Here is a 12,402-nt window from a genome sequence, read left to right on the forward strand (position 1 = left end):
CTCAACGAGGAGCCAGCATGAGCAGTCCCAGTCCTACCAGAGCGTTTACCGCGTGGCTAAGCCGCCTGGCGCTGTTCATCATCATGGCCCCGGCTGTTGCTCTTGCCGCCACCCCAACGACCACGGTGCTTTCCAGCAGCGCCGGTGCGGCCCCTGTAGGCCAAAGCATCACGCTGACGGCGACCGTTACAGGCGCCAGCCCGACGGGAACGGTCACCTTCAAGGACGGCGCAACGACGGTGGGCAGCGGTGCTATCACGGCCGGTGTTGCCACTTTGGGCACCAGCGCGTTGGCTCTGGGCAGCCACACCTTGATTGCTGAATACGCAGGTGACACCAATAACGACCCGTCAACATCAGCCGGTATCACTGTGGTCATCAACGTCGGCACTCCGACCTGGCAGTTCGGCTACGACGCCATGGGCCGACCGACGACCGTGCTGGACCCCAATGGGCTGGCCAGCTACACCTACTACGACAGCCTGGGTCGTCCCATCCAGACCCAGCAGCCGGCCAACACCGGCAGCACCACGCCGACCACCACCAGCTTTGCCTACAACGCCCGCGATGACCTAACTCAGGTCACCGACCCGCGCAGCCTCAATACCAGCTACACGCCCAACGGCCTGGGTGACGTCACCACCCAGACCAGCCCTGATACGGGCGCCAGCCAGTACACCTACGACGCCAACGGCAACGTTCTGACAAAGACCGACGCCAGAGGCAAGCTGACTCAGTACACCTACGACAACCTGGACCGCCTGAAGCGTGTCCAGTACCCCACAGGCACAGATACCCTGATTGAATACGATGGCGGTAGCACCCCTACGCCTGCTGCAGTGGGTGAGCTCACCAAGATCACAGATGCCAGTGGCCAGGCCGTCTACACCTATGACAGCATGGGTCGCAAAACGGGCAAGACCCAGACCACAGGAGCCAAGACCTTCACGGTCGGCTACACCTGGGGCGACACGGGTACAGCGCTGGACAAGCTGACCGCGATCACCTACCCGAGCGGAACAAAGATCAACTACAGCTACAACGCCTATGGCGATGTATCCGGAATCACGGTCAACCCACCCAATGCGAATGGCGTGGGCACCAATACCGGAACCAGCCTGCCGATGATCAGCGCCATCACCCAGAACGCTGAAAGCAAGCTTACCGGCTGGACCTGGGCCAGCGCCAAGACGCAGGCCATTGCGTATGACGGCAATGGCGAAATAGCGGCGTACAACCTGGGCGATTCAACGGGTACTGGATCAGCAGCAGGCATCCGCCGCACCGTCACCCGTGACAGTGCAGGGCGCATCACTGGCTATACGCATATCAGCAATGGCACAGCCGTACCCGCGCTGGACCAAAGCTTTGGCTATGACAACCTGAACCGCCTCATCAGCGCCACCCAAAACGGCACGGCCATTCAATACAGCTACGACGCCACTGGCAACCGCACGGCCAAGGCAGTGAGCGGAACCAGCTATCCAAACACCATCTCGGCAACCAGCAACAAGCTGACCCAGATGCAAGACGTTGGCGGCGCGGCGACTGTCGTGCATGACGCGGTCGGCAATATCACGAGTGACGGCACCGATACCTATACCTATAGTGACCGGGGCAGACTGGCCACGATGACCAATGCGGGCGGCACGGTCACCTACAGCTACAACGCGCTGGAGCTGCGGGTTGGCAAAACAGGCCCTACCGCACTGGTACCAACGGGGGCCACCTACTACGTCTATGACGAGTCGGGAAAGCTGCTCGGGGAGTACGACGCCAACGGGACGCCGCTGTATGAAACCATCTACTTGGGCAGTCCGGTGGGGGTGGTGAAGCAGTCGGGTACGGCAGCAGGAAACGATATTGCGATAAACCTTTACAACGTCTCGACTGACCAAATCGGTGCGCCACGAATCATCACACGCCAATCGGATGAGGCGGTCGTGTGGCGTTGGGATTCGGCTGAAGCGTTTGGTGCAACCGCGCCGGATCAAAACCCCAGCAGCCTGGGTGTCTTCAGCTTCAATCAGCGACTTCCGGGGCAGGTGTTTGACTCGGAGAGCGGGCTGTTCCAGAACTGGAATCGAGAGTACAACCCACGCATCGGGCGGTATATGCAGTCTGATCCGATTGGGCTTGAGGGAGGTATAAATACCTTTGCTTATGTTGGTGGGAATCCGCTCAACGTAATAGATCCCCAGGGGTTGAATATGGTCATGGCCGCCAATAGAGCGGCGGCGTGGGTCCAAAGTGCCTACTACCGTTTTGGCCCTGTTATTACGGAACTCGTCGCCGGTGCCTCGGGCGTCAATGGCACAGTGGCCGCGCCGATGAGTCCGTTGGTTGCGCAAATTCCGACGACAGTGTCGCGCATGACACCGGTTGCACGGGCTGTTGCTGAAGGGGTTGAGTCCGGGGCATTTTGTCCCGCAAGGGAGGTAGCTCCGCTATGGTCGGCAACCAAGAGCAAGTCAGCCGTTGAAAATGCGTTCGGACATTGGCAAAAGCATGCATCCGAGTTTCCCGAACTAGCTAATGCCAAGCAGTACGCGGAGACAGCAAAATCTTTGGTTTCTAACCCACCAGCTAGCGCATTTACTAAGGCGCGGGGTGCTGAAACCTTGGTCTACGATCCACTTACCAATACTTTTGCTGTACAAGGTGTGAGCGGTGCTCCAAAGACCATGTTCCGCCCCATGGATGGAATCAACTACTGGAACAAACAATGAACATGCCATTAGCAGAACAACGCAACCCGTGCCCGTGCTGTGGGCAACACACATTAGATGACGTCGGCGCATTTGAGATTTGTGAAGTGTGTGGCTGGGAGGATGATCCGGTTCAATCCGCCGACCCTAACTATGCTGGCGGTGCCAACAAAGAGAGCTTGAACGAAGCAAGGAGAAAATGGCAAGCGAAGCAGTGATTCCTTGCGGTTAAATTTCTCTGAGGGTTGCCTGGTCAGGTGTTTGATGCTGAGAGTGGACTGGTTTAGAACTGGAACCGGGAGTACAACCCACGTATCGGGCGGTACATGCAGTCGGATCCAAGTGGGCTTCAGGGGGGCATCAATACTGTTGAATTTCGCTGAAGCTTGACCCCCCAACGGCCCTAACTGGGTCAGATTTCGATGAAATTCAACAGAGCGTGAGCCGAATCCAGCAAGCACTGGAGCGGGCAACTGAAGAATGTCATGAAAGCATCTTGCTCCAGACATGAGTCGGGGCCGCCGTACAACCAGGCAAAGCTTCCAGGACCGCCCTGACGGAAGGGCGTTTCCTGAATATATAAAACAAGGGGAGAGTCAGTGGCCTATTTTCGTGCAGTAGCGTTCCTGGGGCTGCTTGGCGCATCTTCATGCGCCATAGCAATAACGTGCAGTGAGCTGGAAACATCGCTAAGAAGCATTGCCAAGGCGAAGTCCGATGCGGAGCACATTAATGTTGTTAATTGCTTGTCCGCTGACCCCAGTGGTTACTACTGCGGGTCAGAGATTGCACATGCTCTCGAGAGCCGGGAATTGAATGGAACACTGGAGCGGCGTATCAGATACAACTACTCCGGGCCGCCATCGACAGGTGCAGTTGCTTTCGTGTCATACACGCAATGGCAGAGTTGTGTATTTACTCAGCCGCCCCTGATGTGCCCTAGAGGTGACTTTGAGTCATCCCCTCCGTCTCCTGACGGAACCGAAGTGGGCCACCCCATCATCCCTGCTACTGGCGAGAAAGTGCTGGATCACGCTGACCACCTTGGCTCTGGCGCCGATGCTTTAAGCCTGATCAGAAATTACAGAAGCAGCCGGGTTGTAGGCATGGTGACGGGGCCGGGTGCAGCGGGTCTGGGGCACCCATGGTCGCATAACCATGCCATCTTTCTCGATCAAATTGGCGAAGCCAACACCGCAGGGAGCACCGCCACCATCAAAATGGGAGACGGCAGTGTCCGTGCATTCGGTTGGGACGTGGCCGGCAACAGCTGGAGCCCAGCCAACAGCGCCGACACCCTGACAGCCAACGCAACCGGGCTGCTCTACAAACACCTGGACGATGACTCGCTGTGGCAGTTTGACCCAGCAGGCAAGCTACTGACAGTCACCCAAAGAAACGGCTGGATCACCACTTACACCTACAGCACCGTCAGCACGCCGCCGGCCACAGCTCCCACGGCAGGCTTGCTCCTGACGGTCAGCAACCATTTCGGCCGCACCCTAGGTTTCAGATACAACGCATCCGGTCAGCTGATCAGCACCACCTCACCTGACGCACGGGTTACCAGTTACGGGTACGACAGTACGAGCGCCACCGGTCGGCTGGTCACAGTGAGCTATCCCGGCATCACGGGTGGGGTGGCCAGCAAGACCTACCTCTACGAGAACGCCACGTTCCCCCAACTGCTGACCGGTGTCATTGATGAAAAGGGAGTTCGGCTGGCCACCTATGCTTACGACGGTCAGGGCCGCGGCATCAGCACCCAGCACGCAGGGGGGGGCCGATCTGCACACCATCAGCTACGGCACAGGCGCGGCTACCGTGACCGACCCCCTGGGCACGCAGCGCACCTACACCTACGGCACCGCCAAGGGCCAACTTGCCGTCACCGGTGCCGACAAGCCTGGCGGCACCGGAAACGTCTCGGCAGCCAGCCGGGTGCAAGACACCCATGGCTTTGTGACGCAGGAGACCGACTTTCTGGGCATCAACACCATGTACACCTGGGACATCAACCGGCGGCTGCCCTTGACAGTTACCAGAGCCGCCGCCTTGCCCGAAGTGCAAACGACCACAACCCAGTGGCATGCCACCTACAGGCTGCCTGTGCTGGTCACTGAGGCCGGGAAAACCACCGCCTACACCTATGACAACGCAGGCAGGATGTTGACCCGGAGCCTGACCGACACCGCCACCAATGTGACCCGTACCGACACCTGGACCTACAACGCTCAAGGACAGATCGCGACTGTCACACCACCCAGTGGTGCCGTGGCAAGTACCTATGGTTATTACAACGACACCAGCTTCCCGGGTACTCCGGCGCCTGGATCGTTTGATCCGAACATGGCATCGGTCAGCTTGCTTTTGCACGCAGATGGCGCCAATGGAGGCATATCGTTCACCGATAGCAGCCTGGTTCCCAAAACCATCACAAGGGGTGGCAACGCCGTCACAAGCACGGCGCAGAGCAGGTTTGGCGGCTCGGCGATTGCTTTGAATGGCGCGGCGGGGTACTTGTCAACATCCTCCGGTACGAGCTTCGATGTTGGACTCGGGGACTTCACCGTCGAGACCTGGTACTACGCCAACGCCGCGACGACGAACCACCAGGCCCTCTTCACCATTGGCAATCCCGCCAACTACACTGCTGCCGGGCTGAGCCTGGGCATCCATCACCTGGGAACCTCAGGCAAGTTGACTGCCTTCATCTATGGCGCCACCCAGTACACCAGCGTTGAATCTGCGGGCGCTCTGGCGGTCAATAGCTGGCACCATATCGCCTTCGTGCGAAAGAACGGCGTTCTTTCCCTGTACCTCAATGGGGTATCGCAAGGCTCAGTCAACGCAAACTTTGCCGCCAACGCGTCAAGCACGGGCTGGATGCTGTCTGTGGGACGTTATTCCAATGAATCTCCTCGGTACGTCAACGGATTTCTTGACGACTTCCGTTTCACCAAGGGTGTTGCAAGGTATAGCGCCAATTTCACTCCGCCAGCTGAAGCGTTTCCTGACACAGCGGTGCCGCCAATAGACCCCAACGCCCTTGGTCATACAGCAGGCGATCTGCAAAGCCTGACGAATGCGGCGGGCCACGTCACCCACTTCACGCTGTACGACAGGGCAGGGCGCGTGCGTCAGATAGTTGACCCCAAAGGCGTAGTCACGGACACCGTGTACACGCCAAGAGGCTGGATCAGCAGTGTGACGGTGACGCCGCCAGGCGGAGTTGCCCGGACCACGAGCTACACCTACGACAACGCCGGTCAATTGGCGGGAGTTGTTTTACCCGATACCACAACCATGAGCTACAGCTACGACGCTGCACACCGGCTGACGGGTGTGACTGACGCCAAAGGCAACTCAGTCACTTACACGCTTGATGCGATGGGCAACCGGACGGGCGAGCAAGTCAAAGACCCCTCGAGCAAGCTGCAAAGAAACATCACCCGCGTTTATGACGCCCTGAACCGGGTTCAGCAAATTATTGGAGCGATTAATTGAATACGGCTTTCATCTATCGTCTCACGTTAAGCACGATACACGCTATCTTGTTCTGTTTATTGCCTCTAACTTTTGCAATCTGGCTTTGCATGGCATCGACACCTGCACACGCCGCATTCCCTGCGGCGCAGACGAGCCCTGGCTGTACAGTGGTGGCGCCCTGTTATGTACGCGAGTACTCGACGAGTTTTTTGGGGGTGTGGTTTCGTAATCAGTTAGAAGCCTGCCAAACATTTGTCGGGGTTTATGGCAGGACTGGACCGGGAGAGACAATACTTGCCGTTACTAGGGTTTTAGATACCTATGGGCATTGCGAAGTCTTGGTTCAGTACTCAGGAGGGCAGGCACTTACTGGTCTAGGTGTCGCTGTTCGAACTGTTGATATCGGAATTGTGCCGCCTTCGTATAGCTGCCCCGACAACAAAAGCAAGCTTTCTGGAACGAACTGCACTTGCAAGCTAGAGGAAGGTTATGTCCAGCCAGAGGGGCAGAACTTCTGCGCGAAACTCAAAGAGATCGACGCGACTAAGCCGCCTCTGGATTGCAAATTTCCAAAGGTTGGCAACCCGATCTATCCACTAACAGGCAGCAAGGTCGAGCAAGTGGCGACAGGGATTGAGATAGGCAACCTGGCTCTGAGCCTCACGTACGACACCGCATCCAAAACCCCTGGCTCCATCTCTTCCGCATACAACCATCTGCCTGCCTTTGGCGAATTGTGGTTCACCAACCTGCACCGCAAGCTCAATATCTCGCCCACTCTCCAGACTGCCGTTCTGTCGCGCGGCGACGGCCGCCTGCTGAGCTTCACCGGGAATGGCGCAGGCGTCTTTAGCGCCGCCGCCAACCGCAACGAAACCCTGGTGGCTGTGACTGGGGGCTACCGCTTTACCGACATCGTGGGAGGGATCCAGGAGCTGTACAACAGCACCGGCCAGCTCACCAGCCTGGCCACCTCTCACGGGCAAACTCTGAGCTTCACCTACGTAGCCGATGACCTCACAGCCATCCAGAGCGGCGATGGCAAGGTCCTCCGGTTCAGCTATGCCAACGCCGCCAACGGCGACCGACGCATCACCCAGATTACCGACCCCACCGGAAGCACCGTAAGCGCGGCCTATGACAGTGCCGGTAACTTGGCCACCTTGACTTGGCAAGACAGCAAGGTGCGTCAGTTTCTGTACGAGAACACCAGCTTCCCCTGGGCCTTGACCGGCGTCAAAGACGAGAACAACAGCCGCTACTCCACCTTCGGCTACGACGGCGCAGGGCGAGCCATCTCCACCGAATACACCGGCGGCGTCAATCGCTACAGCGTGAGCTACGGCCAAGCCCCTTCAGTCTCGGTCGTGGACAGTTACGACGCCGCCACCAACGTTCTAAGCCGAGCCCGTAGCTGGCAAATGCCCGCCAGCCCTGTGCTTACTACCCCCACCGGCAGCACAGCCGACATGGGCGTGCAAGACCAGTTTGGCATGCCCGCCCTGACCACCATGAGCCAGCCTGCTGGCTCGGGCTGCGCGGCGGCAACCAGCAGCATGGCCTACGACGCGAACGGCAACATTGCCAGCAAAGACGATTTCACCCAAAAACGGAGCTGCTACGCCTACAACAGCAAGAACCAGCCCATCACTACCGTGGACGGCCTGGCCAATACCGTGGACTGCGCCAGCGTGCTAGCTACCAACGCCAGCTTGCCGGCAGGCAGCCGCAAGGTGAACACGCAGTACCACCCCGACTGGAGCTTGGCTACTAAAGCCGCGCAGCCCTTGAGTCTTACTACCAGTATCTACAACGGCCAGCCTGATCCGTTCAACAGCAACGCTTTGGCCAGCTGCGCGCCAGTCGCTGCAACAATGCCAGACGGTAAACCTATTGCGGTGTTGTGCAAGCAAGTCGAGCAAGTCACTACAGATGCCGACGGCCATATTGGGCTGGCCGCCACGCTGGATGCCGGTGTCACGCAGCGCGTTTCAAGCTTTACCTATGACGCCATGGGGCGAGTACTCACCAGCACCGATCCGCTGAACCGTGTCGCAAGCTATGCCTACTACAGCAATTCAACGGACTTCTCCGATCCTTTGGGCATTTCCGATGCGACTTTTGATTCGGTGAGCCTTCTGCTGCATGGAGATGGGATCAATAACTCTACCGTCATCACAGACAGCAGCCCGGTGGTCAAGCCCGTGACAGTTGGAGGCAATGCCAAGGTCAGCACGGTGCAAGGGAAATTCGGTGGGACATCAATGGCTTTTGATGGTGCAGGCGACTACCTGAGTAGCGCGAACCACGATAACTTCAACCTTACTTCGGCGGATTTCACAATTGAGGCATGGGTGTACGTGACCGCTCTAACAGCTGGAACTCAAGCGGTAGTAGACAAAGACGGGGTTTCCGGAACAAGTTATTCGCAGTACCAAGTGGGAATTTCACCTGCAGGAAAAATGACTGCATTCCTTGGGAATGGAAATGGAGTCTCTCCGACCGGCACCGTCTACACGGGGACAACCACCATTACGCTTAACGCATGGCACCATCTCGCCGTTGTCAAGAGTGGATCAATCTTCAAAGGTTTTTTGGATGGTGCGCAAGAATGGTCCGCGGCGGCGGCACCCATGTATAGCGGCGGAAAGGCTTTGCTCGTTGGATACCTTGCATCAGGGGCGGCCGCACAGACGTTCAACGGGTACATCGATGACGTGCGCATTACCAAAGGCGTGGCCCGGTACTCGGCCAACTTCACCCCTCCAACGACGGCGTTTCCGAATGCTGGGCCGGTTGTTGACCCAAATGCCGTCGGCCACACGGTTGGCGATCTGCAGTCGATCACAAACGCAGGCGGTCACGTCACGCAGTTCACGCAGTACGACAGAGCGGGGCGAGTGCGCCAGATGGTCGACCCCAAAGGAGTTGTGACCGATACCAGCTACACCCCTCGAGGCTGGATCAGCAGCGTGACGGTGACGCCGCCGGGCGGAGTCGCCCGAACCGCGACCTACACCTACGACCACGCAGGCCAGCTGACAGGCGTCACGCTGCCGGACACAACAACCATGAGCTACAGCTATGACGCAGCACACCGCTTGACGGGTGTGGCTGACGCTAAAGGGAACTCCGTTCTCTACACGCTAGACAACATGGGCAACAAGACAGGCGAGCAGGTCAAAGACCCGTCGGGCAACCTGCAAATAAACATCACCCGCGTCTATGACGCACTGAACCGGGTCCAACAAGTTACGGGAGCGAGCAATTGAATACCACAACGAATATCACTCAAGGAGGAGCCAGGATGAGCAGTCCCAGCCCCATCAGAGCCTTCACCGCGTGGCTAAGCCGCCTGGCGCTGCTCATCATCATGGCCCCGGCCATGGCAATTGCCGCTACCCCGACGACCACAGCGCTTTCCAGCAGCGCCGGCACCGCCCCGGTGGGTCAAAGCATCACGCTGACGGCGACCGTCACAGGGGCCAGCCCCACCGGCACTGTCACTTTCAAGGATGGCGCAACGACAGTGGGCAGCGGTGCTGTCACGGCCGGCGTTGCCACTTTGAACAGCAGCGCTTTAGCTCTGGGCAGCCACACGCTGACCGCTGAGTACGCAGGCGACGCCAATAACGATCCGTCAACATCAGCCGGTGTCACTGTGGTCATCAACACAGGCACATTGACTTGGCAATTCGGCTACGACGCCATGGGCAGGCCCACCACCGTACTGGACCCCAATGGCCTGGCCAGCTACACCTACTACGACCGCCTTGGTCGTCCCATCCAGACCCAGCAGCCGGCCAACACCGGCAGCGCCACCCCGACCACCACCAGCTTTGCCTACAACGCCAACGACAGCCTGACCCAGGTCACCGACCCGCGCAGCCTGAACACCAGCTACACCCCCAACGGCCTGGGTGACGTCACCGCACAAACCAGTCCTGATACGGGAGCGAGCCAGTACACCTACGACGCCAACGGCAACGTACTGACCAAGACCGACGCCAGAGGCAAACTCACCCAGTACGCCTACGACAACCTGGACCGCCTGAAGCGTGTCCAGTACCCCACAGGCACAGATACCCTGATTGAATACGATGGCGGTAGCACCCCTACGCCTGCTGCAGTGGGTGAGCTCACCAAGATCACAGATGCCAGTGGCCAGGCCGTCTACACCTATGACAGCATGGGTCGCAAAACGGGCAAGACCCAGACCACAGGAGCCAAGACCTTCACGGTCGGCTACACCTGGGGCGACACGGGTACAGCGCTGGACAAGCTGACCGCGATCACCTACCCGAGCGGAACAAAGATCAACTACAGCTACAACGCCTATGGCGATGTATCCGGAATCACGGTCAACCCACCCAATGCGAATGGCGTGGGCACCAATACCGGAACCAGCCTGCCGATGATCAGCGCCATCACCCAGAACGCTGAAAGCAAGCTTACCGGCTGGACCTGGGCCAGCGCCAAGACGCAGGCCATTGCGTATGACGGCAATGGCGAAATAGCGGCGTACAACCTGGGCGATTCAACGGGTACTGGATCAGCAGCAGGCATCCGCCGCACCGTCACCCGTGACAGTGCAGGGCGCATCACTGGCTATACGCATATCAGCAATGGCACAGCCGTACCCGCGCTGGACCAAAGCTTTGGCTATGACAACCTGAACCGCCTCATCAGCGCCACCCAAAACGGCACGGCCATTCAATACAGCTACGACGCCACTGGCAACCGCACGGCCAAGGCAGTGAGCGGAACCAGCTATCCAAACACCATCTCGGCAACCAGCAACAAGCTGACCCAGACGCAGGATGCGGGTGGTACGGCGACCATCCAACACGATGCGGCGGGCAACATCACGAGTGATGGCACCAACACTTATACCTACACTGACCGTGGCAGGCTGGCCACGATGATCAATGCGGGCGGCACGGTTAGCTACAGTTACAACGCCTTGGAGTTGCGGGTTGCCAAGACCGGCCCCACGGCGCTGGTGCCAACGGGCGCTACGTACTACGTTTATGACGAGTCAGGCAAGCTGCTCGGTGAATACGACGTCAATGGAACGCCGCTGTATGAAACCATCTACCTGGGTTTACCGGTTGGGGTGATCAAGCAGACGGGTACAGCAGCGGGTGGCAACATTGCCATTGGCCTATACAACGTCTCGACGGATCAGATCGGTGCGCCCCGAATCATCACGCGGCAATTGGATGAAGCGGTGGTGTGGAGGTGGGATACGGCTGAGGTCTTTGGTGCGACGGCGCCGGACCAGAACCCGAGTGGCTCGGGAACGTTCAACTTTAACCAGCGCCTGCCTGGCCAGGTGTTTGATGCTGAGAGTGGGCTCTTCCAGAACTGGAACCGGGAGTACAACCCGCGCATAGGGCGATATATGCAGTCTGATCCTATTGGCCTGCGCGGGGGCATCAACACGTATGCTTATGTTGATGGGAATCCTGTCGTCATGGTTGACCCATCAGGATTGGCTGGCAGCTTCGTGGGGCAACTTGGTGGGTCCTATGTACCCGGTATCGGCGGTGAAGGAAATGTCGGTGTGTTCGTGGGAACGTACAACGGCCGATTGGATTTTGGGTTCTACACGCAAGGCGGCATATCAGTAGGTGTGCAATCGCCGGGTGTGTCTGGGCAGGTTGGAGCCATTAACGGGGACGTAAACACAATACGAGGGATTACCAAGAACATCAATGTTTCTGCGCCATTGGCCTGCGGGACGGCGATGACGACGATAGATGTCCAGGGTAAGACTAAACTGGTTGGGGTGACGGTAGGGTTGGGTTCCAAGCTCGGGGGATCGATGACTTATTCCGACACTGCCGCCTGGAGCATGCAGGAGGCCATTGACAGAATGATTGACCGCCTCGTAAGCCACAGAAAGTGAAGAAACCATGTCCTCTTTCCTCAAATACCGATTGAGCCTGGGTGGCTTCCTGCTCTCCAGCTTCCTGCTGATTTATCTGTCCTTATGGATCAACGCCGCCTTTGTTATCGCCTTCTTCGTCAATGTTCTGTTTTGGAGTTGGCGCCTCAAGACCGTTAGGTGTGCTCAATGCGGGAGTCCATTGGCGCCTCCCATAGGGAGTTCTGTGGTCGATATTTTCAGAAGCTTTTGTGCCACCGAATGCGGGAATTGCAATTCGAAGCTTGACTGAGTACGCGTGCGAGCTGAATAGCT

At 58.2% G+C, this 12,402-nt stretch carries 6 protein-coding genes and 1 pseudogene; all 7 read left to right on the forward strand.

Features of this window, described 5'->3' with window-relative positions; all coding sequences use genetic code 11:
* Positions 1 to 17: 17 nt before the first annotated feature.
* Entirely contained in the window at positions 18 to 2,729 is a 2,712-nt protein-coding gene (locus DT070_RS16815) for an Ig-like domain repeat protein (protein WP_122956429.1), read from the forward strand.
* The gene (locus DT070_RS16820) at positions 2,726 to 2,926 is read left to right on the forward strand and encodes a CPCC family cysteine-rich protein (protein ID WP_206074047.1); all 201 of its coding nucleotides are present in this window, start codon (positions 2,726 to 2,728) and stop codon (positions 2,924 to 2,926) included. The genes DT070_RS16815 and DT070_RS16820 overlap by 4 nt, the downstream gene beginning before the upstream one ends.
* 714 nt (positions 2,927 to 3,640) lie before the next feature.
* Positions 3,641 to 4,324, forward strand: a pseudogene (locus tag DT070_RS21795) (DUF6531 domain-containing protein); the annotation flags it as partial.
* 208 nt (positions 4,325 to 4,532) lie between these two features.
* On the forward strand, positions 4,533 to 6,215 hold the full coding sequence (locus DT070_RS21625) for a LamG domain-containing protein (protein WP_228778464.1): 1,683 nt from the start codon (positions 4,533 to 4,535) through the stop codon (positions 6,213 to 6,215).
* On the forward strand, positions 6,212 to 9,469 hold the full coding sequence (locus DT070_RS16835; RefSeq protein WP_122956431.1) for a LamG-like jellyroll fold domain-containing protein: 3,258 nt from the start codon (positions 6,212 to 6,214) through the stop codon (positions 9,467 to 9,469). Before DT070_RS21625 ends, DT070_RS16835 begins: the two co-directional genes overlap by 4 nt.
* Positions 9,470 to 9,504: 35 nt before the next feature.
* Complete coding sequence (locus DT070_RS16840; protein WP_122956432.1) at positions 9,505 to 12,108, forward strand: Ig-like domain repeat protein; 2,604 nt, start codon at positions 9,505 to 9,507, stop codon at positions 12,106 to 12,108.
* A 7-nt stretch (positions 12,109 to 12,115) separates the two neighbouring features.
* Positions 12,116 to 12,379, forward strand: a complete 264-nt coding sequence (locus tag DT070_RS21415; RefSeq protein WP_153976345.1) for a hypothetical protein — start codon at positions 12,116 to 12,118, stop codon at positions 12,377 to 12,379.
* Positions 12,380 to 12,402 lie beyond the last annotated feature (23 nt).

Source organism: Polaromonas sp. SP1 (assembly GCF_003711205.1).
Taxonomy (GTDB): Bacteria; Pseudomonadota; Gammaproteobacteria; order Burkholderiales; family Burkholderiaceae_C; genus Polaromonas.

Bases quoted from the DNA above. Each gene is read 5' to 3' on its own strand.
- DT070_RS16840 (WP_122956432.1), top strand. From the start codon at position 9,505: ATGAGCAGTCCCAGCCCCATCAGAGCCTTCACCGCGTGGCTAAGCCGC.
- DT070_RS16820 (WP_206074047.1), top strand. From the start codon at position 2,726: ATGAACATGCCATTAGCAGAACAACGCAACCCGTGCCCGTGCTGTGGG.
- DT070_RS16815 (WP_122956429.1), top strand. From the start codon at position 18: ATGAGCAGTCCCAGTCCTACCAGAGCGTTTACCGCGTGGCTAAGCCGC.
- DT070_RS21415 (WP_153976345.1), top strand. From the start codon at position 12,116: ATGTCCTCTTTCCTCAAATACCGATTGAGCCTGGGTGGCTTCCTGCTC.